Origin of the sequence: Streptomyces sp. NPDC051218, from assembly GCF_044455475.1 — a bacterium.
Classification (GTDB): Bacteria; Actinomycetota; Actinomycetes; order Streptomycetales; family Streptomycetaceae; genus Streptomyces.
Genome location: NZ_JBITEU010000005.1, coordinates 349,386 through 373,386, shown reverse-complemented (window position 1 = coordinate 373,386; position 24,001 = coordinate 349,386). Strand labels below are relative to the sequence as shown.

19 protein-coding genes are annotated in these 24,001 nt (G+C 70.1%); 12 read left to right on the top strand and 7 right to left on the bottom strand.

The window, feature by feature from the left end; all coding sequences use genetic code 11:
- The first annotated feature begins 150 nt into the window (after window positions 1–150).
- The 3 genes from ACIBCK_RS17960 to ACIBCK_RS17950 all read left to right on the top strand — a co-directional run bounded on the left by ACIBCK_RS17960 (window position 151) and on the right by ACIBCK_RS17950 (window position 3,047).
- On the top strand, window positions 151–1,194 hold the full coding sequence (locus tag ACIBCK_RS17960; protein ID WP_399391244.1) for a polyprenyl synthetase family protein: 1,044 nt from the start codon (window positions 151–153) through the stop codon (window positions 1,192–1,194).
- 210 nt (window positions 1,195–1,404) lie between these two features.
- Complete coding sequence (locus ACIBCK_RS17955; RefSeq protein WP_399391242.1) at window positions 1,405–2,289, top strand: ABC transporter ATP-binding protein; 885 nt, start codon at window positions 1,405–1,407, stop codon at window positions 2,287–2,289.
- The gene (locus ACIBCK_RS17950; protein ID WP_399391240.1) at window positions 2,286–3,047 is read left to right on the top strand and encodes an ABC transporter permease; all 762 of its coding nucleotides are present in this window, start codon (window positions 2,286–2,288) and stop codon (window positions 3,045–3,047) included. The genes ACIBCK_RS17955 and ACIBCK_RS17950 overlap by 4 nt, the downstream gene beginning before the upstream one ends.
- Before the next feature lie 107 nt (window positions 3,048–3,154).
- Here the strand turns inward: ACIBCK_RS17950 and ACIBCK_RS17945 are convergent, their stop codons facing one another.
- Window positions 3,155–3,406: a hypothetical protein gene (locus ACIBCK_RS17945; RefSeq protein ID WP_399391238.1), complete on the bottom strand. Its 252-nt coding sequence runs from the start codon at window positions 3,404–3,406 to the stop codon at window positions 3,155–3,157.
- Window positions 3,407–3,585: 179 nt separating this feature from the next.
- Between ACIBCK_RS17945 and ACIBCK_RS17940 the strand changes: the two genes are divergently transcribed.
- Window positions 3,586–4,065, top strand: a complete 480-nt coding sequence (locus ACIBCK_RS17940) for a CAP domain-containing protein (RefSeq protein ID WP_399391529.1) — start codon at window positions 3,586–3,588, stop codon at window positions 4,063–4,065.
- A gap of 1 nt (window position 4,066) precedes the next feature.
- Here the strand turns inward: ACIBCK_RS17940 and ACIBCK_RS17935 are convergent, their stop codons facing one another.
- Window positions 4,067–5,140, bottom strand: a complete 1,074-nt coding sequence (locus tag ACIBCK_RS17935; RefSeq protein ID WP_399391236.1) for a hypothetical protein — start codon at window positions 5,138–5,140, stop codon at window positions 4,067–4,069.
- 252 nt (window positions 5,141–5,392) lie between these two features.
- Here ACIBCK_RS17935 and ACIBCK_RS17930 point away from each other — a divergent pair, with 252 nt between their 5' ends.
- A complete protein-coding gene (locus tag ACIBCK_RS17930) occupies window positions 5,393–5,620 on the top strand; it encodes a hypothetical protein (protein ID WP_399391234.1) in 228 nt (75 codons plus the stop codon).
- Window positions 5,621–5,736: 116 nt separating this feature from the next.
- On the opposite strand, the gene ACIBCK_RS17925 is transcribed toward ACIBCK_RS17930, so the two are convergent.
- Window positions 5,737–7,794, bottom strand: coding sequence for a phosphocholine-specific phospholipase C (locus tag ACIBCK_RS17925; RefSeq protein ID WP_399391232.1), 2,058 nt, complete (start codon window positions 7,792–7,794; stop codon window positions 5,737–5,739).
- A gap of 499 nt (window positions 7,795–8,293) precedes the next feature.
- Here ACIBCK_RS17925 and mgtA point away from each other — a divergent pair, with 499 nt between their 5' ends.
- Complete coding sequence (gene mgtA / locus ACIBCK_RS17920; protein WP_399391230.1) at window positions 8,294–11,011, top strand: magnesium-translocating P-type ATPase; 2,718 nt, start codon at window positions 8,294–8,296, stop codon at window positions 11,009–11,011.
- Between the two features lie 25 nt (window positions 11,012–11,036).
- Here mgtA and helR read toward each other — a convergent pair whose 3' ends face one another.
- Window positions 11,037–13,202: an RNA polymerase recycling motor ATPase HelR gene (gene helR / locus ACIBCK_RS17915; protein ID WP_399391228.1), complete on the bottom strand. Its 2,166-nt coding sequence runs from the start codon at window positions 13,200–13,202 to the stop codon at window positions 11,037–11,039.
- Window positions 13,203–13,412: 210 nt separating this feature from the next.
- Here helR and ACIBCK_RS17910 point away from each other — a divergent pair, with 210 nt between their 5' ends.
- A complete protein-coding gene (locus tag ACIBCK_RS17910; RefSeq protein WP_399391227.1) occupies window positions 13,413–14,597 on the top strand; it encodes a serine hydrolase domain-containing protein in 1,185 nt (394 codons plus the stop codon).
- 125 nt (window positions 14,598–14,722) lie between these two features.
- Complete coding sequence (locus tag ACIBCK_RS17905; protein WP_399391226.1) at window positions 14,723–15,406, top strand: TetR/AcrR family transcriptional regulator; 684 nt, start codon at window positions 14,723–14,725, stop codon at window positions 15,404–15,406.
- Window positions 15,407–15,457: 51 nt separating this feature from the next.
- On the opposite strand, the gene ACIBCK_RS17900 is transcribed toward ACIBCK_RS17905, so the two are convergent.
- Window positions 15,458–18,073 carry a glycoside hydrolase family 3 protein gene (locus tag ACIBCK_RS17900; protein WP_399391224.1) on the bottom strand — a complete coding sequence of 872 codons (2,616 nt, stop codon included), beginning with the start codon at window positions 18,071–18,073 and terminating at the stop codon, window positions 15,458–15,460.
- A gap of 695 nt (window positions 18,074–18,768) precedes the next feature.
- Here ACIBCK_RS17900 and ACIBCK_RS17895 point away from each other — a divergent pair.
- Window positions 18,769–19,284, top strand: a complete 516-nt coding sequence (locus ACIBCK_RS17895) for an FBP domain-containing protein (RefSeq protein ID WP_399391223.1) — start codon at window positions 18,769–18,771, stop codon at window positions 19,282–19,284.
- A 12-nt stretch (window positions 19,285–19,296) separates the two neighbouring features.
- Here the strand turns inward: ACIBCK_RS17895 and ACIBCK_RS17890 are convergent, their stop codons facing one another.
- Together ACIBCK_RS17890 and ACIBCK_RS17885 are read right to left on the bottom strand one after the other, a co-directional pair.
- On the bottom strand, window positions 19,297–19,686 hold the full coding sequence (locus tag ACIBCK_RS17890) for a (2Fe-2S) ferredoxin domain-containing protein (RefSeq protein ID WP_399391222.1): 390 nt from the start codon (window positions 19,684–19,686) through the stop codon (window positions 19,297–19,299).
- Window positions 19,687–19,715: 29 nt separating this feature from the next.
- Complete coding sequence (locus ACIBCK_RS17885) at window positions 19,716–21,062, bottom strand: 6-phospho-beta-glucosidase (protein ID WP_399391220.1); 1,347 nt, start codon at window positions 21,060–21,062, stop codon at window positions 19,716–19,718.
- Between the two features lie 129 nt (window positions 21,063–21,191).
- On the opposite strand from ACIBCK_RS17885, the gene ACIBCK_RS17880 reads away from it, so the two are divergent.
- The 3 genes from ACIBCK_RS17880 (at window position 21,192) to ACIBCK_RS17870 (ending at window position 23,999) form a co-directional block, all read left to right on the top strand.
- Window positions 21,192–22,070 carry a hypothetical protein gene (locus tag ACIBCK_RS17880; RefSeq protein WP_399391218.1) on the top strand — a complete coding sequence of 293 codons (879 nt, stop codon included), beginning with the start codon at window positions 21,192–21,194 and terminating at the stop codon, window positions 22,068–22,070.
- A 39-nt stretch (window positions 22,071–22,109) separates the two neighbouring features.
- Window positions 22,110–23,426: an MFS transporter gene (locus ACIBCK_RS17875; protein ID WP_399391216.1), complete on the top strand. Its 1,317-nt coding sequence runs from the start codon at window positions 22,110–22,112 to the stop codon at window positions 23,424–23,426.
- A gap of 105 nt (window positions 23,427–23,531) precedes the next feature.
- Window positions 23,532–23,999 carry an excalibur calcium-binding domain-containing protein gene (locus ACIBCK_RS17870; RefSeq protein ID WP_399391215.1) on the top strand — a complete coding sequence of 156 codons (468 nt, stop codon included), beginning with the start codon at window positions 23,532–23,534 and terminating at the stop codon, window positions 23,997–23,999.
- The last annotated feature ends 2 nt before the right edge of the window (window positions 24,000–24,001 follow it).

The following is a 24,001-nucleotide window of genomic DNA, read 5'->3' as shown; positions in this document are numbered from 1 at the left end:
GCACCGTATGAAGGCTGGTCCGCCTCAGTGATCATTTCGGCGGGCGGAGCGCCGCGGCTGCTTCGTGGCCGACGCCGCCGATTGACTGAGCGCACGTGGCGCGTTGGCAGGTGCCGGCGCCATCTCCCGTACGCCTTTGAGGAGTAGTGCATGTCGCAGCTCACCGACCCCGTCCCCGGCGCCGTGTTCCCACGTCTCGGGTGGGTCGACGATCTGCTTCGTCCGGCCCTCACGGCGGCGGTGGCCGCCCTCCCCGAAGCCGAGAGGAGAGTGGCCGGCTACCACCGCGGGTGGTGCGACACCGAGGGGACGCCCCTGCCGGTGGTGACGAGCCGGGGCAAGTCGGTCCGCCCGGCGCTGACCCTGCTCTCCGCGGTGGCGGTCGGCGGCGACGCACCGTGCGCGCTGCCGGGCGCGGTGGCGGTGGAGTTGGTGCACGACTTCACCCTGCTCCACGACGACGTCATCGACGGCGACGCCCTGCGCCGTCACCGGCGGGCCGCCTGGTCGGTGTTCGGCACTCCGTCGGCGGTCCTGACCGGCGACGCCCTCCTTGTCGCCGCGCTGCGGGCCGTCACCGAGACGCCGGCCCCCGTTGCCGCCGCGGCGGTGCAGGAGCTCGTACGGGCCCTGCTCGACCTGGTCGAAGGCCAGAGCCTGGACGTCGCTTTCGAAGAGGCGGCCGAGGTTTCCGTGGCGCAGTACCTGGCCATGGCCGAGGGCAAGACCGGATCGCTGATGGGCTGTGCCTGCGCGCTGGGCGGCGTCCTCGCGGGCGCCGACGCCGAAAGGGTGCGCGGGCTGAGGGAGTTCGGCCGTGGCCTGGGCGTCGCCTTCCAGTGCGCCGACGACCTGCTCGGCATCTGGGGCCGCACCGCGCGGAGCGGAAAACCGGTGGGAGCGGACCTGGCGGCGCGCAAGAAGTCGCTCCCGGTGGCGGCGGCCCTCGCCGGAACCGACTCGGCCGCCGACCAGCTGCGTGCCCTGTACGGCTCGCCGCACCCGCTCGGGGAACAGGATGTCGCCCTGATGCGTGAGTTGGTGGAGAAGGCCGGTGGGCGGCAGGCGGCCGAGCAGGAGGCACACCGCCAGATGGCCGCCGCACTGCGGGCGTTGTCGTGCGCCCGGCCGACGGCGGACGCCTACCGGCAGCTGCAGGAGATCGCCTGGGCGATGATCCGCAGGGAATCCTGACCCGGCCGCCGTCCGACGATAGGGACTCCTGACCGGCCGCCGTCCGCCGAAAGCGACTCCTGACCGGCGGCGTCCGCGGAAGAGGAGCAGCGCGCGGGCGTGACTTTGGCCCGGGTGGGCCGTTGTCCGTGCGGTGGCCGTTTTGTGGCATCTGCCCCGCTGTGGCGTGGGTGCGCGAAACGGAACGTGGTGAAGAAACGCGGGGAAGTTGTGCAGCAGACCGAGCCAAGTCCAGACCTCCCGGGCGATCTTCCGGCCGTCTCCGCATACGGGCTGCACGTGGCCCGTGGCAGCCAGACGATTCTGTCGAACGTCACCTTCACCGTCCCCCGCGGCTGCGTCGTCGGCCTGCTGGGTCCCAGCGGCTGCGGGAAGACGACGCTGCTGCGGTCCGTGGTGGGTGTGCAGCAGGCAACGGCGGGCCACGTCCAGGTACTTGGCCACGCGGCCGGCGCCCAACAGCTGAAGACCCGCGTCGGCTATGTCACGCAGGCACCCTCGGTGTACGCGGACCTGACCGTCCTGGAGAACCTGCGGTACTTCGCCGCCGCCCTGGGGATGCGGGGCTGGCGTCGCGAGGACGCGGTGGTCCGCGTGGTCAAGGAGGTCGACCTCGCCGACTACGCCGACAAGCTCGTCACCCGCCTCTCGGGCGGCCAGTACTCCCGGGTCTCGCTCGCCGTGGCCCTCCTGAACAAGCCCGATCTGCTGGTGATGGACGAACCGACCGTGGGGCTCGATCCCATGGTGCGCCGGGAGTTGTGGCTGGTCTTCCAGCGGCTGGCCACGGAGGGCACCACGCTCCTGATCTCCAGCCATGCCATGGACGAGGCCGACCGCTGCGACCGGCTGCTGCTGATGCGGGCCGGCCGGCTGCTCGCCAGTGCGGACCGGGCCACGCTCCTCGGGCACACCAGATGCACGGATGTGGAAGAGGCGTTCATGCATCTGGTGGAGGCCTCCGCCACGGCCGAGGCGCGCGCCCGGCAACGGGCCGCCGCACAGAGCCTGTTGACCGACGTCCCCGGACTGCTCGACCAGGCGTCGGCGCCTGACGCGGAGCGGGCCTACTTCGCGACGGACGCCCGCTCGTGAACCAGACCCGTCTGGCCGAGCGGCTGCCCTTCTCGCCCACCATCACCGGCGCGACAGCCCTGCGCGTCCTGCAGCAGATCTCGCGCGACAAGGGCAGCACCGCCCTGCTGCTCGGCATCCCCTGCATGCTGATGGTGTTGCTGAAGCTGATGTTCCACGACTCGGAGTCCAGCTTCGAACGGGTGGGCCCTCAGGTGTTCGGCATCTTCCCGGTCATCGTGATGTACCTGGTGGCGTCCGTGTCCACGCTGCGCGAACGCACCACCGGCACCGCCGAGCGTCTGCTCACGATGCCGGTACGGCGGCTGGACATCGTGCTCGGTTACAGCCTCGCCTTCACCGTCCTCGCCCTGGCCCAGGCGGTGCTCTCCACGCTCCTGTCCGTCGGTCCGCTGGGACTCGACATCAAGGGCCCCGCCTACCTGTTGATGGTCATCGCCATGCTCGGCGCCCTGCTGGGTCTGGCTCTGGGGCTCCTGGTGAGTGCCTTCGCCCGCAACGAGTTCCAGGCGGTGCAGTTCCTGCCGGCGGGTGTCCTGCCGCAGTTCCTGGTGTGCGGCCTCTTCGTGCCGCGCGACCAGATGCAGGGGGCGTTGTCGGGCGCGGCCCAGGTGATGCCCATGACGTACGCCGTCCAGGCCGCGGGCGAGGCCGCCAAACACTCCGGCGTGACCGGGCTGTTCGTCCGGGACGCCTTGCTGATCCTGGCCTGCGTGATCCTCGTGCTCGTCGCGAGCGCCGCCACCCTGAAGCGATGAGACCGGCCGGCCCAGGACGGACGGCCGGACAGGGACGAGTGGCCGGACACGGACGAGCGGCCTCCTCCCGGCGATCCGGGAGGAGGCCGCCGCGGCCCGGGATGTGTCTAGTCGTTGAGGTCCCAGCGGAAACCGCCGGAGACGGCGCCCTCGCGCGGGACGTCGAACGGCCCGACGCGCAGCGGGTCTTCGTCGCGGTCGTAGTCGTGGTCGTGGTCGGGCACGGGGTAGCCGCCCGGACCCGGGTAGGTCACGGTCTGCGACGGCAGGGACGAGGCGGCGGCGGTGGCCGCGCCGCCCGCCGTCAGGGCGAGAGCTGCGAGCGACACGACAGCGAGGTGACGAAGACGCAACGTCATGAGAGTCCTCCTACGGAAAGAAAGGGAAATGCGGGGGGAGTGAACGATTTCAGCCTAGTAGTTTCACGACTGACGCCGGGCCGGACGATGCCGACTTTCTCAAAGCTCACCGGAAAAGGGAAAGCGGGAAGGGAAAAGGGAAAAATGATGACCGGAAAGGCGGGATGGTGCGCCGCGTGATGTATTTCCTCGCGCTGCTGTTGCTGCTGCTCTGCGCGCCTTCGGCGTGGGCCGAACCCCGTGATCCCGGAGCGTCACCCCACCCCGTCGCCGAGGGCGACCCGCAGGACGAGATGGCCCATGAGATCAACCGGCGCCGTGCCGAGGCGGGTTGTCCGGCGATCCGGCTGCTGCACTCGCTCAACCGGGCCGCGCAGGGGCACAGCGCCGACATGGCCCACCATGAACAGCTCACCCACAGGGGGCACGACGGGAGCCGTCCGGCCGACCGGATGCGCGCCGCCGGCTACCGGCCCGCCTCCAGTGGCGAGGTCCTCGTCGTCGGACCCTCCACCGCGGCTGCCGCCGTGGAGCGGTGGATGGACAGTCCACCGCACCGCGACATCATCCTCGCCTGCCACTACGCGGATGCGGGCGTCGGTGTGGCGGCGGGCGAGTACGGCCTCTGGTGGGCGGTGGATCTGGCCGCGCCCCGATGAGTCAGCCGAGGCCCGGGTCCCACCACCAGGCGACGCAGGGCGCGTTCTCCACCGGTCCCGGCCGGAGGTCGGACGGCTCGTCGGCCCACGTGATGGTCACGTCCTCTTCCGTCGTGGGCCAGTGGCCGAGGCTGAGATACCGGGGGACGCGCAACCCCCACTCGTTGTTCCCGCGCACTCCGTGGCGCAGACCTTGCAGATACGTGGCGAGGTCCGCGCCGGCACCCGGCCTGACGCGGTCGTGCAATTGCAGGAACCGCCGCAGGATACGGTCGCGCAGCGCGTTGGCCAGGTGGACGGCCTCCTGCAACGGGACGTCCCGCTCAGCGATGAGCACGGTGTAGACGTTCTGGTCGGCCTGGCTGTGGCTCATCTCCTTGTTCAAGGAGTGCCGGTCGTTGTCGAGGGAGGCCACCATGGCCGCCATCTCGGTCAACGCCCGCACCGCCGGGTGGTGCATCTCCCGGTCGGGCACCTCGGCCCCGGTGGCCAGTTCCAGCAGCGCCATCGTGGGATATCCGCCCGCCGCCAGCAGCCGCATCGCGAGGAATTCATCGAGACCCGGCATGCGACCCGCCGCCTGGTTGCCGATCTGCCAGGCCACTCCCGACAGCCACGCCCGGTGCGCCTGCACGAACCGGTGCACCTGCGTGGGCGAGGCGAAGGAGCGGAAGCGACGCATGATGTCCTGCAAGGCGCCGATGAACCGGTCGACGGCCGCGGCCCCGTCGGTCTCGCACGCCCTCTGCACCAACCCCGCAAGGGCGTTGAACTGAGCGGGACGACTGCTCAGCGGTCCGCTGTCGCACCGCGCGTCGTCGAACGCGAATCCCCAGTACACCCACAGGACAGCCGCCAGCAACCGGTCATCGTCCGCCACAGGAGCGAAACGGGCGAAGAAATCGGCACTGTGCGTCGCCACCGTCCCCGCCTTCTCCCTTTCCGACGCGCACATACCGCTGCTTTCGATCCATTCCACGGCCTGCCTTTCGATGTCCCGGACATGCGGGTGAACAGCGGATTCCAACGGGCAGTAGAGCGACGGCAGTTCCACTTCGGTCAGTCGCAATTCCATGGCGGCATACACCTTTCCGGCGAAAGGACGAGGGACGAGGCATGCGGGACGAGGCATGCGGGAGGGATGAGGGATGAGTCACGATCATCCGCGACCTCGTGCGGCGACACGGCGAGGCGTGCCCGAGCGCCGACCGCGTCCACCGAAGGAATGGCGGCAGGTACGCCGTTGACCTCACGCCCCGCGGCTGCCCCTTAGATCACACTTTCGGCAGGCCTGTGACCAGGGGCAACGCACGTCGTTGAGGCAAGCATGCGATCTCGTACCCTTCAGCGTGCCGTTGTCCTCCTCGTAGCCGTGGCCGCCCTCTCGGGCGGCACATCCGCCGTCGCCGACGGCCACAAGCCGCACGGCAAGCCCAGCGGCAAGTCAGCCTCGGTCGACCCCCTCAAGCCGCTCGCCCAAGGTGCTTCGGCATTCGCCAGCATGGCCGCACCCTTCGTGAACGCGGCCAGCGACGTGATGTTCCCGAGGTCGTAGGAAATCGGGGAGCGCGGCCCGATGCGCGAAGGGGCCGCCGCCGGAGTTGTGATCCGGCGGCGGCCCCTTCAGGTCTTCAGGCAGTGCTCTTCAGGCAGTGCTCTTCAAGCTGTGCCTCAGGCGGAGACGATCGCCGGGTCGCTGACGCCTGCCTGGCCGTTCTCCACGTGGCCTGCGAAGCGGCGCAGGTAGGTGGTGTCCGTGTCGGACTTCACCGTGACGTCGTACCAGCGCTTGCTCGACCGCAGGTCGACCGTGTGCTCGACGGTGCTGCCCGCCTTCACCTTGAACGTCTGTGCCGCGCCGCCGTAAGCGTTGGAGACGCTGAGGTTCACGTCGGCGCTTGCCGCGTTCTTCAGGGTCAGCTTGAGGTTGCCGGTCGCCTTGTCGTGGCGGGCTGTCACCTCCGGGCCCGCGGTCTTGCCGGGCCCCTTGAAGACACGCAGGAAACCGTTCGGGCCGAACACCGACAGGTCGTACGCACCCTTCGAGTACGCCGTGTTCCAAGTGTCGGAGATTGTTGCGCCCGCTTCCGTGGTGTACGTCCAGGGCCCGTCCGTACGGTTGTCGGAGCGGACGTGGAAGCAGACGCCGGCCGCGTCGCCGCCGCTGAAGGTGAGCGTGAACTTGCCGACCGCGGGGGCCGCCGCTCCGTCCACCAGCGGCGCGTACGGCAGCGGGCGCGCGGGCCGGGAGCCGGACTCCTGCTTGGGCAGGTTCCCCTGCGCGGGGGCCTTGGGCACGTAGTCGGGGTGGCGTTCCTTGTCCGGCGGCTCGTAGGCGTCGGTGTCCGGCAGCTGCGCCGGGTCGGTGTCCTTGCCCGCGAAGTCGAAGGCGGAGGTGAGGTCGCCGCAGATGGCGCGCCGCCAGGGCGAGATGTTCGGCTCACGGACTCCGAAGCGCTTCTCCATGAACCGGATGATCGACGTGTGGTCGAAGACCTCGGAGTTCACGAAGCCGCCGGTGCTCCACGGGGAGACGACGAGCATCGGGACGCGCTGGCCGAGGCCGTAGTGTCCCGCGGCGTACTGCGCGTTGCCGGGGAAGTGGTCGAGCGCCGTGTCGACGGTGGACTTGCCCTGGTTGGCGTCCTTCGGGACGTACGGCGGGACGATGTGGTCGAAGTAGCCGTCGTTCTCGTCGTACGTGATGAACAGCGCCGTCTTCGCCCACACGGCGGGGTTGGAGGTGAGCGCGTCCAGGACCTGCGCGATGTACCAGGCGCCGAAGTTCACCGGCCAGTTGGGGTGCTCGCAGAACGCCTCGGGCGCGGCGATGTAGGAGACCTGCGGCAGCTTGTCGGCCTTGACGTCGGCCTTCAGGCGATCGAAGTAGCCGTCGCCCGCCTTCACGTTCGTGCCGGTGCGCGCCTTGTCGTAGAGGGGGTCGCCGGGCTTGGCGTTGCGGTACTTGTTGAAGTAGAGCAGCGAGTTGTCGCCGTAGTTGCCACGGTAGGCGTCGTCTATCCAGCCCCAGTGGCCCGCCGCGTCGAGGCCGTCGCCGATGTCCTGGTAGACCTTCCAGGAGACCCCGGCCTGCTCCAGGCGCTCGGCGTACGTCGTCCAGTCGTAGCCCGCCTCCTGGTTGCCGAGGATGGGGCCGCCGCCCTTGCCGTCGTTCCCGACGTGGCCCGTCAGCATGTAGTAGCGGTTGGGGTCGGTGGCCCCGATGAACGAACAGTGGTAGTCGTCGCAGACGGTGAACGCGTCGGCGAGTGCGTAGTGGAACGGAATGTCGTCGCGCGTCAGGTACGCCATCGTCCGCTCGGACTTGGCGGCGATCCAGTTGTCGTACTTGCCGTTGCTGAAGGCGCTGTGTCCGCCCGCCCAGTCGTGGTCGAGTCCCGCGATGAACTGCATGCCGAGGTCCTCGGCGTCGGGGTGGAAAGGCAGCACCTCTTTGCCACCGCCCGACTGGTTCCACACGGGTTTACCGCTGGGCAGGGTCACGGGGCGCGGGTCGCCGAAGCCGCGTACGCCCTTCATCGTGCCGAAGTAATGGTCGAAGGAACGGTTCTCCTGCATCAGGACGATGACGTGCTCGACGTCCTCGATGGAACCGGAGCGGCGCTGGGCGGGCAGGGCGGCGGCGCGGGCGATGCTCTGCGAGAGCGTCGCGAAGGCCGCGGTGCCTCCGGCGAGTTGCATGAACCGGCGCCGATTGAGTTCTGGCATGAGTTGATTCGACCTCGTGGTGTGGGGTGTGGGGGGACGTGAGCGGGTGAAGTGTTTCAAGGGGAGCAAGGATCAGGGAAGAGCCCGTGACCTGTATGTGAAGAGAAGTCCAACCCTTGGTGGGCAGGACACAAGGCCTGACCTTTTGGGGACCTAAGTCCCATATTTGACATAGGTGAAATGGCGTGCCTGACTTGGCCCTGCACCGCTGGATGGTGCGTTCTTCCGTGTTCCGCGATCGCAAGGAGGTGTTCGGGATGAGTCCCGAAGGAAGTCCTTGCGTCGGCGCCACGTCTCTCTGAAGCGCGGCCGAGCCCCGCTCCCCCGGCTGAGGCGGCATACCGCCCAGCCCCTTCTCCGCCACGCGGTCATGCACGCGCAGTAACGCCTGCGCGGTAGTCCGCCATGCCCGCGGGCGGTCACCCAGGTCACCCATCACATCTACGTCCCTGTGCACGGGCGTGCTTCGCCATGCCCCCCGCACGGAGGGAGGTCTGCCATGAACAAGCTGATTCCCCAGGTACGCCCGGCACCCCCGGGCGAGAACCCCACCCGCACCACACCCCGCGAGCGCAAGGCCGCGGAGCTCGACGCCCGGACCCGTGAAGTCGGCGTCCGCCTCGCCGAGTTGAGCGCGAGCCCCGCCCGAGACGTCCTGCGCGGCCTCGGCGCGGGCACCCGCGGCCTGCGCCAGGACCAGGTCCTGGAGCGCCTGGAGCGGCACGGCGAGAACGTCGTCGCCCAGGAGCGTGCGCCGCACTGGACGGCGCAGCTCGCCAAGTCCTTCCGCAACCCCTTCATCGGCGTACTGGTCGTGCTCGCCGCGGTCATGTACTGGCAGGACCCGGCCGACCCCGGCGTCTGGATCCTCACCTCGATGGTGCTGATCAGCGGCCTGCTGCGGTTCTGGCAGGAGTTCCGCTCGACCCGCTCCGCCCAGGCGCTCAAGGCCCTGGTCACCACCTCCTGCGCGGTCCAGCGCCGGTGGAGCGAGCGCCCCGGCACCGAAGAGATCCCGATGGAGCAGGTCGTACCCGGCGACCTCGTGAAGCTCGCCGCGGGTGACATGGTCCCGGCCGACCTGCGGCTGCTCACCGCCAAGGACCTGATGGTCAGCCAGGCCGCCCTGTCGGGCGAGTCGCTCCCGGCGGCCAAGGCGGACACGCGCGCCCCGGATCTCGGGCAGCGCACCACCGTCGACCCCGTCGAGGCCGACAACCTCTGCCTGATGGGTACGTCGGTGACCTCGGGCACGGCGACCGGCGTGGCCGTCGCCACGGGCGCCGACACCTACTTCGGCTCCATGGCGGGAGCCCTGGCCGGCGACCGCCCGCAGACCGCCTTCGACCTCGGCGTACGGCGGGTCAGCTTCCTGCTCATCCGCTTCATGCTGGTGATGGTCCCGGTCGTCTTCGCGGTCAACGGCTTCACCAAGGGCGACTGGGACCAGGCGCTGCTGTTCTCGGTCTCCGTGGCGGTCGGGCTCACCCCCGAGATGCTGCCGATGGTGGTCTCGGCGAACCTGGCGCGCGGCGCGGTCGCGATGTCGAAGCACAAGGTCGTCGTCAAGCAGCTCAACGCGATCCAGAACCTGGGCGCGATGGCCGTGCTGTGCACCGACAAGACGGGCACGCTCACCGAGGACCGCATCGTCCTCGACCGCTATCTCGACGCCCGCGGACACGAGGACCGCGAGGTGCTCGAGTACGCCTACCTCAACGCGCACTTCCAGACGGGTCTGCGCAACCTCATGGATCAGGCGGTCATCGACCGCATCGACGAGGCCGAGGAGGTTGTCGTCGACCGGCTCTTCACGATGGTCGACGAGATCCCCTTCGACTTCGCCCGGCGACGGATGTCCGTCGTGCTGCGCCGCGAGGAGCTGTCGGGCCCCGCCGACGAGCACGTCATCGTCACCAAAGGCGCGGTGGAAGAGGTCGTCGAACGGTGCCGGCACGTCATGGACGGCGGGGAGCGCGTCGAGCTCACCGCTGCTCTGCGCGCCCACGTCACGCAGGTCAGCGCGCGCCACAACCGTGAGGGGCTGCGTGTCCTCGCGGTCGCGACGCGCGCCGTGCCCGCCGCCCGCGACACCTACACGACGGCTGACGAGTCGGACCTGACCCTCGTCGGGTTCCTCGCGTTCCTCGACCCGCCGAAGCAGGATGCCGCCGACGCCCTGCGCGCGCTCGCCGGGAACGGCGTCGCCGTCAAGGTCGTCACCGGCGACAACGAACTCGTCGCCGCACGGGTCTGCGCGGACGTCGGCCTCGACGTCAGCGAGCTCATCACGGGCGCCACGGTCGACCTGGTCGACGACGCGGAGCTGCGCCGTCTCGCCCGTACGACCACGGTGTTCGCGAGGGTCAACCCGGTCCAGAAGGCGCGGATCGTACGGGCCCTGAAGGCCGACGGGCACACGGTCGGATTCCTCGGCGACGGCATCAACGACGCGGCGGCGCTGCGCGAAGCGGATGTGGGTGTCTCGGTCGACACGGCCGTCGACATCGCCAAGGAGTCCGCGGACATCATCCTCCTGGAGAAGGACCTGATGGTCCTGGAACAGGGTGTGTTGATGGGCCGTCAGACGTTCGGCAACACCATCAAGTACATCAAGATGACGGCGTCGTCGAACTTCGGGAACGTCTTCTCCGTCCTGGTCGCATCGGCGTTCCTCCCCTTCCAGCCGATGCTCGCCATCCACCTCCTGGTGCAGAACCTCTGCTACGACATCAGCCAGCTGTCGATCCCCTGGGACCGGATGGACAAGGAGTACCTGCGCAAGCCCCGCACCTGGGACGCGAAGGGCATCGGCCGGTTCATGATCCGGGTCGGTCCGATCAGCTCGGTCTTCGACATCACCACGTTCCTGGTGATGTGGTACGTCTTCCAGGCGAACTCGCCCGCGCAGCAGACCCTCTTCCAGACGGGCTGGTTCGTGGAGGGTCTGCTGTCGCAGACGCTGATCGTGCACATGATCCGCACGCGCAGGATCCCGTTCGTCCAGTCCCGCGCGTCACTGCCGGTGCTGCTCATGACGGGCGCGGTGATGGCCTTCGGCCTCTGGCTGCCGTTCTCGCCGCTGGCTTCGGCCCTGTCGATGCGGCCGCTGCCGATGAGCTACTTCCCGTGGCTGATCGGGACGCTGCTCGCGTACTGCACGCTCACCCAGGTGGTGAAGGGCCGGTACATCCGGCGCTACGGCAGCTGGCTCTGACGCCGGGTGCCCTGGGGCAGCCCGGTCAGCTCGTGAGGACGACGAGCTGCTGGGTCGCCCGGGTCATCGCCACATAGCGGTCGACCGCTCCCTCGATGCCCTCGCCGAAGTTCTCCGGGTCGACGAGGACGACCAGGTCGAACTCGAGTCCCTTCGAGAGCTCAGGGGTCAGCGACCGGACACGGGACGTCGCCTCGAAGGCGGGATCGCCGATGACACAGGCGATCCCGTCGGCGTTGGCGGCGAGCCAGCCGTCCAGGACCGAGTCGAGTTCCGTCACCGAGCCGTGCACGACGGGGATGCCGCTGCTGCGGATGGAGGTCGGCACGTTGGCGTCCGGGAGCGCGGCCCGGATGACCGGCTCGGCCTCCGCCATGACCTCCTCCGGCGTCCGGTAGTTGACGCTCAGGGACGCCACTTCGGTACGGTCGAGGCCGATCCGCTCGAGGCGTTCCTGCCACGACTCCGTGAACCCGTGCCGGGCCTGCGCGCGGTCGCCGACGATGGTGAAGCTCCGGGACGGGCAGCGCAGCAGCAGCATCTGCCACTGCGCGTCGGTCAGCTCCTGGGCCTCGTCCACGACGACGTGCGCGAACGGTCCCGCCAGGCGGTCCGGGTCGGCGGGCGGCAGCTCGGACTCGTCGACCAGGCTGACCTGGGCGTCCTGACCGCGCAACATCGTCACCAGGCCCTCGCCGTCGTCACCGTCGGCGCCGGAGGCCGACGCGGCGTCGATGAGGTTGTCGACGACCTGCGCCATCTGTTCGCGCTGGGCGGCGAGGATGGCCTCGTGCCGGCGCTTCTGCCGGGCCGCCTCCGGGTCGCCGAGCCGCTGTCGCGCCGCGTCCAGGAGCGGCAGATCGCAGACCGTCCAGGCCTGGGGCGCCTCCTTGCGCATCAGGGTGCGCACCTCGTCCCGGTCGAGCCAGGGCGCGCTCATCCGCAGGTAGGCGGAGTTCGACCACAGGTCCCCGACGAGGTCCGCCGCTTCGAGCAGCGGCCACGCCTGGTGCAGGGTGGTGACCAGCTCCTCGTCGTGCCGCAGCGACCTCTCGAAGAGCTCGCCGGGGACGTCGCCGTCGAGCTTGTCGAGGAGGATCGCGACGAGCTCCTCCCAGATCTGCTCGCGCGCCTCGTTGTGCGGGGTGCCGCGGCCCGCCGCGTCGAACGCCTCGGCCCAGTCGTCGGCGGTGAGCCGGACGTCGGCCCAGTCGGTCGAGACCGTCATGCCCTTGGTGGGCGGCTCCTCGTAGAACCTGACGGCCTTCTCGATCGCCTTCACCATGTCCGCGGACGACTTCAGGCGGGCGACCTCCGGGTCGGCCTCGGGCTCCGCCTTGGCTCCCTCGGTGACGAGGTCCTCCAGGACGCAGGTCTGCACACCCTCCTCACCGAGGCTGGGCAGGACGTCGGCGACGTAGTTGAGGTAGGGCCGGTGCGGGCCGACGAACAGGACGCCGCCCCGGCTGTGCCCGAGACGGGGGTCGGAGTAGAGGAGGTAGGCGGAGCGGTGCAGGGCGACGACGGTCTTGCCCGTGCCGGGACCGCCGTCGACGACGAGCGCGCCACGGGAGCTCGCCCGGATGATGGCGTCCTGGTCGGACTGGATGGTGGCGAGCACGTCGCGCATCCGGGACGAGCGGTTGCTGCCCAGGCTGGCGATGAACGCGGACTGGTCGTCGAGCGCCGCGTGCCCTTCGAGCCCGTCGGCGGTGAACACCTCGTCCCAGTAGTCGCTGATCCGGCCGTCGGTCCAGCGGTATCTGCGGCGGCTCACCAGGCCCATCGGGTCGGCGTGGGTGGCCGCGAAGAACGGCTCGGCCGCGGGCGCGCGCCAGTCGAGGAGCAGCCGACGGCCCTCGCTGTCGGTGAGGCCGAGCCTGCCGATGTACACGGGCTCGGGGTCGTCCGCGGTCACGATGTGTCCGAGGCACAGGTCGAGGCCGAAGCGGCTCAGGGTGCGCAGACGACCGGACAGGCGGTGGATCTCCAGGTCCCGGTCCATCGCCTCACGGCCGATGCCGCCGGGCGCCCTGCGCTGTGCGTCGAGGCGCTCGGACACCTCGGCGAGGGTCTGCTCCAGGGTCTGTGCGACGGACGCGAAGTGCCGCTCGTCCCTGGCGATCAGCGCCGGGTCGGCCTTGGGGGCGAGGTGGGCAGGAAGGTCGAACGCAGACAGCAACGCAGGCACTTAATGAATCTCCCGTTTTCGCAGGTCCTGGGGATAGGCCTGCGATTGTGCGGCATCACCGGGGCCTTGCCGCAAGCCCCCCACTACGCTATAAATTAAGAGTGGCAAGGAGTGGGAACACCTCCTTGCCTTTCTTTTTGTCTCCTCGTGTCTCATGTTGTCTCCTGCTGTCTCATGCCGGGCCGGCGCTTCGAGCGATCGAGGAGAGTCATGACCGCACACATCCACGGCACCTGCGCCCCGGGCCTCGAGAGCGTACGCGAGGAGTTCGAGCGCAACTTCGCCGAACGCGGCGACCTCGGCGCGGCCGTCGCGGCCACCGTGGACGGCGAGTTCGTCGTCGACCTGTGGGGAGGCGACGCGGACAAGGCGGGCACGCGCGCGTGGGAGCGCGACACGCTGGTGAACGTGTACTCCACGACCAAGGGCATGACAGCGCTGTGCGCGCATCTCCTCACCGACCGGGGCGAGCTCGATCTGGACGCGCCGGTCGCACGCTACTGGCCGGAGTTCGCCCAGGAGGGCAAGGCGGACATCCCGGTGCGCTGGCTGCTGAGCCACCGCTCCGGGGTGATCGCGCCGCGCGAGCCCATGACGTCGGAGGATCTCCTCGACTGGGAGAAGGTGTGCGGGGCCCTTGCCGCGACGCCGCCGTGGTGGAAGCCGGGTTCGGCGCAGGGTTACCACGCGCTGACGTACGGCTATCTGGTCGGTGAGGTCGTCCGGCGGATCACCGGGGTCTCCCTCGGTACGTTTCTGCGCAGCGAGGTCACGGGGCCGCTGGGCGCGGATGTGTACGTGGGCACTCCGGAGAGCGAGCACGGCCGGTGCGCGGACATGGCGAAGCCGCTCGCCTCGGACGGTCCGCGCAGCGCGCTCGGCTCCGCTCCGCCGCCCGCGCCGCCGGTCACGTCGATCGACGACCACCCGATGGCCGTCGTCACGCTCGCCCTGCGGTACCTGCCCGTCGGCAACGTGAACCGCGCGGCCTACCGGTCCGCCGAGATCCCCGCTGCCAACGGCCATGCGTCAGCCCAGGGTCTCGCGACGGTGTACGCGGCGCTGGGGGGTGGGGAGTTGGTGAGCCCCGCGGCCCTGGAGCGGCTCCGGACGCGGCAGGGTGAGCGCGACGAGCCGGACCTGGTGCTCGCGGCGGGCACGGCGTGGGGTGAGAAGTGGGACTGGGGCCTCGGCTACATGCTGAACCTGTACGGGCAGGCCGGACCCAATCCGCGGGCCTTCGGGCATGGGGGCGCGGGCGGGTCGTACGCGTTCGCCGATCCCGAGAACCGCGTCTCGTACGCGTACGTGATGAACCGGATGGGCGGCGGGACCTCGGGGGAGGATCTACGGAGCGTGCACCTGGTGGGGGCGTTGTACCGGGGGCTGAGGTGAGGGTTGGGGTGTGAGGTGCGGGTTGACGTGAGAGGTGTGGGTTGAGGTGTGAGGGTGTGGGTTGAGGTGCGGGCTGGGGCGTGAGATGCCGAGGTCCGGCGGGCGGGGGAACGTAATCTGCCCCCATGGAGCAGCACACCCCCCGACACCGCCCCACCGGGCAGTACGCCGCCGCCGACTCCCGCCGGGCGGCCATCATCGACGCGGCTCTCGCGTTCTTCGCCAAGGCGGGCTATCTGAACTCCTCCCTCGCGAAGATCGCCGAGGAGGCGGGCACGTCGGCCACCGTCATCACCCATCACTTCGGGTCGAAGCAGCGGCTCCTGATGGCCGTGCTCGAAGCCCGCGAGGAGCGCACCATCCGCACCTTCGGACGGCTCGGGCCCGTTTCCGGCGGCGATGACGTGCGTGCGCTGTTCGAGGAGGTGCTCGCGCTGGCCGCGTACAACCTCACCCAGCCAGGGCTCATCCAGCTCCACACCAAGCTGTCCGCGGAGGCCGGCGATCCCTCGCACCCGGCACACGTCTACTTCACCGAGCGGTACGAACGCGTCGCGCGCTCCCTCGCCACCGTGCTGCAACGCTCGGTCGACGCGGGGCAGTTGAAACCCGGGACCGACCCGGAGGGCGTTGCCCGGGAGATCCTCGCCGTGTCCGACGGGCTCCAGGTCCAGTGGGCCATCGCCGAAGGACGCCTGGACTTCGTCGGGTTGTACCGAGCCCACCTGGACCGGCTCACCCGAGCCCTCACCGTGGACGGCAACGGGCTCGGGTGCGGTGAACCGGCAGGCGGGCCCTCGTCCGCCTAGCGCGGCACCCGTGCGTGTCGCCCCTAGCGCGGCACCCCTTGCGCGTCCCCCTTAGCGCGCCACCCCCGTCAGCCGGATGTCGCGCGACGACGACCCTACGTACACCGCGCGCCGCCCCTCGGGGCGTACCCATCGGCCGCGGTCCGTGTCCCAGTACGACAACTGCCGCTCGGCGACCCGCACCCTGATCCGGCGCGACTCCCCCGCGCGCAGCTCGACGCGGTCGAAGGCGGCCAGAGTCCTCACCGCCATCTCGACGTCGGCACCGCGCGGCGCGCCCACGTAGACCTGTGGGACTTCCGCGCCCTTGCGCCGCCCCCGGTTGGACACCGTGAACGACACCTCGTAGCCCTCGCCCGCCCTGCGCACGGACAGGTCGCGGTAGCCGAACTCCGTGTAGGACAGGCCGTGTCCGAAGGGGAAGAGGGGCTCGATGTCCGCCTTGTCGAAGCCTCGGTAGCCGGTGAAGATGCCCTCGCTGTACGTGACCACTCCGTCGACGCCGTAGTAGCGCTCGGGGTGGGCCGGGTCCAGGGTGGGGTGGTCCGTGTCCTTCTTCGGCCAGGTCATGGTGGCCTTGCCGCCCGGGTTGGCGCGGCCGGTGAGGAGGTCTGCGGTGGACCAGCCGCCCTCCTGGCCGACGTAACCGGTGTGCAGGATCGTGCCGACATCGCGGCGCCAGGGCATCGTCGCCGGGCAGCCGGTGGTGAGGACGACGACCGTGCGCGGGTTGGCCTCGGCGACCGCCGCGATCAGCTCGTCCTGGTGGGCGGGGAGCGTGAGCGTGGTGAAGTCGCCGCTGCCGCCCACCGATCCGCCCGAGCCGTTGAAGGCGAAGACGACCGGGGTGTGGACGCGCCGGGCCAGCCTCGCCGCGGCGGCGATCGAAGCTGCGCGCTGCTGCGGTGTCACCCAGGCCAACCGCACCTGGACCGGGCCGCGTTCGGCGATGGTCGCCGCCCAGCCGGTGGCCTTGACGACGACCTGGTAGGACTTGCCGCCGGTGAGCTCGACGGGGTCCGCCTGGCCGTTGTCGAGGCCGTCCGTCGTCGGGACGATCGAGGACCACTTGCGCGCGAAGCTGTCGCGGGCGCCCGCCGCGGTCGTCAGCTCCTTGCCGTCGAGGGTCAGCGAGACGGCCGCGCCCCAGCCCTGGATCTTGAGCGCGTACTCGCCCGTGGCGGGCGGCACGAAGGTGCCGGTCCACTCGGCTGTCGTGCCGACGGGGAGGGCCTTGTCGCCGACGAAGTCCACCTTGCTGTCGGTCCTGTTCGCGCCGCCGCTGCTCTTGCGCGTCAGGCCCTTGGGGAACGCGGACGCGGGGACTGCCGTGCCCGTGAGGTCGACGCCGACCTCGTAGGCGATCTTCCGCTTGGTACTGCGGCGCAGCGCGTCGAGCGGGCTGATCAGGCGGTCCTCGAAGCCGTACGCGCGCTCGCCCGAGACCGATGTGGCGACTTGGCCCGCGGTCGGGCCGATGAGGGCGAGGTCGCGCAACGCGGTGTGCGAGAGCGGGAGTCCGCCGTCGTTGGCGAGCAGCACCGCGCCCTGCGTGGCGACTTCGCGGGCGACGCGGGCTCCGGCCCTGACGTCGATGTTCCTGCGGGCGGGTACGCGGCTGCCGTCGAGCATGCCGAAGGTGTCGTACTGGCCGAGGATGCGGGAGACGGCGGTGTCCAGGGCCGCCTCGGGGATGGAGCCGTCCTTGATGGCCTTCTTGAGGGGCTCCCCGTAGAACGAGCCGTCCCACATCTGCATGTCCTGGCCCGCTTCGAGCGCGGCCGTGGAGTGGGTGGCGCCCCAGTCCGAGGTGACGAAGCCCTTGAAGCCGAGCTCGCCGCGGAGGATGTCGGTGAGGGTCGTGCGCTGTTCGGAGTTCCACTCGCCGTTGAGGTGGTTGTACGCCGACATGACGGAGGCGACTCCGGCGCGGACGACGGCCTCGAAGGCGGGCAGGTACAGCTCGTGCAGGGTGCGGTCGTCGACGACGAAGTCGTACGAGTTCTCCGGCTTCTCGCGGTCGAACTCGTGCAGGCGCTGGTTGTTGGCGAGGAAGTGCTTGGCCTGGGCAAGCATGCCCTGCGCCTGGACGCCCTCCACCTGGGCGGCGCCGATCAGGCCGTTGAGGTAGGGGTCCTCGCCGGACTGGTCCTTGTTGCGGCTGAAGTAGGGCGTGCGGGAGAGCTCGATCTGCGGGGCGAGCAGGACGTCCATGTCGAGGGTGCGGCCCTCGCGGCCCATCACCTCGCCGTACTCACGGGCGAGTTCGAGGTTGAAGGAGCAGCCGAGTGTGGCGACCGGCGGGAGGCCGGTCGCGGACTTCGTGACGTTCACGCCGGCGGGGCCGTCGCTCAGGCGCAGCTCCGGTATGCCGAGGCGCTTGACGCCCGGCAGGTATCCGGCCTGACCCAGTCTTCGCGGGTCGGTGGCGCCGTGGACGAGGCTGATCTTCTCGTCGAGGGTGAGGCGGGCGATGAGCCCCCGGACGCGGCGCGTGGCGGCGGCCGCGTCCGGGGAGGTGGCGGTGCGTGGGGCGGCGGCGCCTGGGGAGGAGGCGGCTGGTGCGGTCGCGGCTGCTTCGGAGCCACCTGCGGCGGCGACGAAGGCGAAGGCGGCTGCGGTGCCGCCCAGTTGCTTCATAAGTTGACGACGTGTGGTGGCAGGCATGGCGGGATGGCCTCCGAACGGGGCTCTGAACGCAGCTCTGGGCGTGCCGAACTGGTCGGCGACGCCAAGCTTTGAATGGGTCGTCCGCGCCAGTGCGGTGTTACGGGGCCTGAGTCTTGATTGGTTGAACAGTGAAGGTCAAGGCTCGTGCGGGGAAAACTTTGTGGGGTGTTCAGTTTTTGCGGGTGGTGCGTGGGGGTTGGTGCGTGGGGGACCAGGTCGTCGGCATGGTCGAAGCGGTGGGATGGCGCGGGCGGTTCTGGTCCGTGTGTGGGTGCGGGGCCGCGCCGGTATGTCCGTCCTCGCTATCGTCCGGTGGCCGACTTGCTACTTCGGCGAGGGAGCGCCGCGAACCGTGCTCCGGGCAGACATACCGGCACGTCCCCTCGCGTCTCGCTGCCGACTGCGGATGTCGGGGGCCGTCGCCTTGGGTCGGGTGGTGTGTCGGGGCAGGGTGGTGTCCCCAGCCCCCGGCCGCCCGCCGCAGGGCAATCGGGCGGGTGGGTGGGAAAGGTTTGTTCTCGCACTGGTGGATGCGGGGTGATCGGGCGGGTGGGTGGGAGAGGCCCGTTCTTGTGCTGGTGGATGCGGGGTGACCAGGCCGGTTGGCGGGAGGAGGGCTTCGGTGCGGGGCCCGTGGCTGTGGGGGGAAAAGGGGAGGACTTGACCGTGGGGGCGTTGGTAGGTTGCCGATCATGGAACCCATTGGTGAGAAAGAGATTCGCGCGGCCTTCGTCAACTGCTCCAAGGGCGAGGCCCGCAGACTCACGCTCCCCGCGGGCTTCCCGGACACCCCCTGGTCCGACCTGGACTTCCTCGGCTGGCGGGACCCCAAGGCCCCGGACCGCGGGTACATCGTGACGGAGCGGGACGGCGCGTACGTGGGCGTCGCGCTGCGCGCATCGGCAGGGGCCCGCAGGAGCCTGCTGAAGTCCAGCATCTGCTCGGTCTGCGTGACCCCGCAGTCCGGTTCGGGCATCACGCTGCTCGTGGCACCCCTCGCCGGCCCCGCGGGCCGGCAGGGCAACTCGGTCGGCATCTACATCTGCGCCGACCTCGCCTGCTCCCTCTACGTCAGGGGGAAGAAGACCACGGCGCTGGCCCGCCGCTTCGAGGAGAGCCTCACCCTGGAGGAGCAGAACGCCCGCACGGTGGCAAACCTGCACGGCTTCCTCGACAAGGTTCTCGAGGGCTCGGCGGCGACGGCCTGACCGGCGGCCCCCTCAGGTTTTGCGGGGGTCCACCACCTGCAGCGTGAGCGCCGGTGACGGCGCGGCGATCCCCGGGCCGCCCGCCTCGGCCCACGCGACTATCTCGTCGATCGAGTCGTCGTCCAGGGCGAAGCCGATCCAGACGGCTCTGCCACCTCGCCTGCGCCCTTCGGGCGAGGGCTGTACGACGATGATGTTCGCCTGCCCGCACGGCCCGAGACACTCACTCGTACGGACCGCGAACCGCCCCGCCGACTCCGCGGCGGCGGCCCGCATCCGAGCCAGCTGCCAGGCATGGTCGGTACCGGGATGCTTCCGTGCGTCGCCGCAGCAGCAGCCTCGGCACACGACCAGTGTGCAGGGGCGGGCGGCGGCGGATCCGATGGAGATGACGGGGCTCATCCGGTGATCATCTCAGCCCGGGGGCTCCCTCAGCCCAAGTACCCCAGCCCCGGATGCGCCTCCCCGTACCCCTCCATCAACCTCCGTGCCACCGCCACGGAATCCACCAGCGGGTGCAGCGCGAACGCCTTGACCGCCGTGGCGCGGGAGCCACTCTCCGCCGCGGAGAGGATCTCTCTTTCGACCGCTTTCACCGCGCACACGAGCCCCGTCGCGTGACCCGGCAGCGGGTCCACCGCCATGGGGTGCGCGCCGTTGGCGTCCACAGAGCACGGGACCTCGATCACCGCGTCGGCGTCCAGTGCCGAAAGCGTGGTGCGATTGCGGACGTTGAGGATCAGCGTCGTCCGCTCGTCCCGTGCGATGGCCCGCATCAGGGCGAGGGCGACCTTCTCGTACCCGCCGGATTCGAGGTCCTCCGCCGCACGTTCCCCGACACCCGCGGCCTCCCTGTTCTCGGCCATGTACGTCGCCTCGCGTTCCGCACGTGTCGCGTCCCACGCCTTCAGTGCGGAGGAAGTGGTCCCCGGGCGTCCCAACTCCTCGTAGAAGCGTACCTGTTGGTCACGCAAGAACGCTCCTCGTGTCTGCTCCGCCTCCTGATAGGCGTGTACCGCCTCGCGGTTGAAGTAGTAGTAGTGCAAGTACTCGTTCGGGATGGATCCGAGCGCCTTGAGCCAGTCGGCGCCGAACAGCCGGCCCTCCTCGAACGAGCCCAGCAGCTCCGCGTCGCCGAGCAGTCGCGGCAGCTCGTCGCGGCCCGCGATCCGCAGGCCCCGTAGCCAGCCCAGGTGGTTGAGGCCGACGTAGTCGATGAACGCCTCGTCGGGGTTGGCGCCCAGGATGCGCGCCACGCGGCGGCCCAGGCCCACCGGTGAGTCGCAGATGCCGATGACGCGGTCTCCGATGTGCCGGGACATCGCCTCGGTGACCAGGCCCGCGGGGTTGGTGAAGTTGATGACCCACGCGTCCGGGGCCAGCTGCCGCACGCGCCGTGCGATGTCGACGGCGACGGGCACGGTCCGCAGGCCGTACGCGATACCGCCCGCGCCGACCGTCTCCTGCCCGAGAACTCCCTGCGCGAGGGCTACCCGCTCGTCGGCCGCTCGCCCCTCCAGGCCCCCGACCCGGATCGCGGAGAACACGAAGTCCGCGCCCCGCAGCGCCTCGTCCAGGTCGGTGGTCGCCGTGACGGTGGGGGCGTCCGGTACCCCCGACGCCTGCTCGGCCAGCACACGGGCGACCGCGCCGAGCCGCCCCGCGTCCAGGTCGTGCAGCACGACCTCCGTGACCCGGCCTTCGGCGCGGTCGCCGAGGAGCGCGCCGTACACGAGCGGAACGCGGAATCCGCCGCCACCGAGAATGACCAGCTTCACGTCTCAACCACCTTCTGTCGGAACCGGCGCACGCACATCTGTCGACCTGTCAGAACTCACCCGTCGACAGAGGTCACGTTACGTACGATTGCCCGGCAGCGATCGACCCCCCACGGAGGTAGCGCACCGATGACACTCCTCAAGACGTCCGCGAAGGCATCCGCGGCCCTGCTCGGCGCCTTCGCGCTCACGATGGCGACCGGTGGCGGCGCTTCTGCCGACACCGCCCCCAGATCCCCCGGCGGCTGGCAGGAGACCGGCGTCTCGTCCGTCAACTCCCTCACCGGCAGCCAGGGCCTGGCGAGCCGCGCCGACGGCAGCCTGCTCTACCGGGGCCTCGCCTCGATCCCGCTCGACCTGCGGGTCAAGGGCTGGAGCCACGTCGGCGACCCGGACATAGCCGCCGGCCACACCGTCGACGCCTATCAGGGCGGCGACGACGCCAAGTCGAAGATGTTCGCCGTCACGACGCCCGGCGGCAAGCGTTACCTCTACGAGCACCAGCTCGACGCGGGCGAGAAACTCAACAACTCCTTCGCGGCCGTGTCCCCCGACAACCAGTGGCTGGTGTCGGGCGAGTGGGGCGACCAGGACCGCCTCCAGGTCTTCCCCGCGCCGCTCCTCAACTCCTCGACCCCGCCCGCCGGTGGGGCGCTCCCCCAGGCCGGTCAGATCTCGCTCGACAAGCCGGTCCGTGACATCCAGGGCTGCGACTTCGTCTCCGGGACCCGTCTGGTGTGCGCGTCCAACGACGCGTCGAAGGAGCTGTGGCCCGAGGACCGGCCCGTCCTCCAGGTGGACCTGGCGCACGAGCTCGACGGCAAGCCCGTCACGGGCAAGGTCACGAGCCTGTTCGCCGTACCGCAACGGAGCATCTGCAGCGGCACGTTCGAGACGGAGGGTGTCGACTACGACTCCGAGCGCCGCACGCTGCGCGCCGAGGTCGTACCGCCGGTGCCGTGCCTGGTGACGACGTCGGTCTACTCGTACAAGCCGACGACGGGCTGAGCCGGCCCGCTGGACGTGTGCGGAGGGGCCGGGCGGGGGATGGTCGCGATCATGACACAGCAACACCGGCACGGACCCGGGTCCGCCGCCCTCCCCGCCCCGTCCCGCCGTCCCATACGGCAGCTGCTCGCCGCGTCGGTGGGCAACGCCGTGGAGTGGTACGACTGGTACGCGTACACGTTCCTCGCCACGTACATCGCCGATCAGGTCTTTCCCAAGGGCTCGGGCAACTCCCTCGTCCCGCTGCTCTCCACGTTCGCCGTCTTCGCTGTCGGTTTCTTCATGCGGCCGGTCGGCGGTCTGCTCATGGGCGCGGTCGCCGACCGACGCGGCAGGCGTGCCGCCCTGACCGTCACGATCCTGCTGATGGGCGGCAGCAGTCTGCTGGTCGGCCTGACGCCGACGTACGCGTCGGCCGGGGTGCTCGCCCCGGTCGTCCTGGTCCTGGCGCGGCTGCTCCAAGGCCTGTCCGTGGGCGGCGAGTTCGCGGCGTCGACGACCTTCCTCGTCGAGTCCGCGGGGCCCGGCAGGCGTGGCCTGTTCTCCAGCTTCCAGTACGTGTCGACGAGCGCGGGCCAGCTCGCCGCTTCCGGCGTCGCGGCGCTGCTCGTGAGCGTGCTCTCGGACGGGCAGATGGACGGCTGGGGCTGGCGGCTGCCGTTCGTCATCGGCGCGGTGCTCAGCCTGGTCGGCTTCTGGATCAGGCAGGGCGCGTACGAGACCCATGAGGCGCCGCGTGACGACGCCGAACGCCCCCGGCTGTTCGACGCCCTGCGCACGTATCCGCGGCAGTCCCTGCTGATCTGCGGCATCACCGCCGGCGGCACGATCGCGTATTACACGTGGACGTCGTACCTTCCGACGTACGCCGAGCTGAACACCGACATCAGCAAGAGCCAGGCGCTCCTGTCCGGCACGCTCTCGCTCGCGTTCTTCGCACTGCTGCAACCGATCGGCGGACTGCTCTCCGACCGCTTCGGCCGCCGGCCGCTCCTGCTCTTCTTCGGACTCGGCTTCGCCGTCCTGAGCGTGCCGCTGCTGCGTTCCCTGAACGGCTCGTTCGCCTCGCTCCTGCTGGTGCAGTGCGCGGGCATGGTACTGCTCACCGGCTTCACGTCGATCTCGGCGGCCGTGAACGCGGAGATCTTCCCCGCCCACGTCCGGGCCGCGGGGATCGGCTTCCCGTACTCCCTCACCGTCGCACTGTTCGGCGGCACGGCCCCGTACATGGGCACCCTGTTCAAGGAGCTGGGCAACCCGGGCCTGTTCCCCTGGTACGTGGCCGCGCTCTGCCTGACGTCATCGGCGGTATATCTGAAACTCCCGGAAACCGCCCACAAGGAGCTGGACCGCTAACCGGGACAGAGGGGTCACGGCTCCATCACTGGTTCCACAAATAGCCTTCACAACTGACACCGCGGGACTAGCGTCATGCCTCTTCGTCGCAGCAAGGGGGCAACCATGGCCAACCCGTATCCCGCGCCGCCGTCATCGCCGAGGCCCGCGCCCAAGTGGGCTCGCAAGCGCTTCGTGCTTCCCGCCCTCGCCCTCACCTTCTTCATCGGCCTGGGGGCCGGTCTCGGTGACGACGGCAGCACCTCGGCGAAGGCTGCCGCAAAGGAATCAAGCCCGACGCCGACCGTCACGGCGACAGCAACGGCGACCGAGACGGCGAAGCCGAAGCCCGGTCCCACGGTCACCAAGACCGTCGAGGCCACGAAGACGGTGAAGGCGACCGTCACCGCCCAGCCGGAGGCCGCCGCGCCCGGATCCGGTGGCAGTGACTCCGGGGGCGGAGGGGGCGGTGGCGTCGCCTTCGGGAACTGTAGTGAGGCCCGTGCCGCGGGCGCCGCGCCCGTGCATCGCGGGGAGCCCGGCTACGGGCCTCACCTCGACCGTGACGGTGACGGTGTCGGCTGTGACAGCTGAGC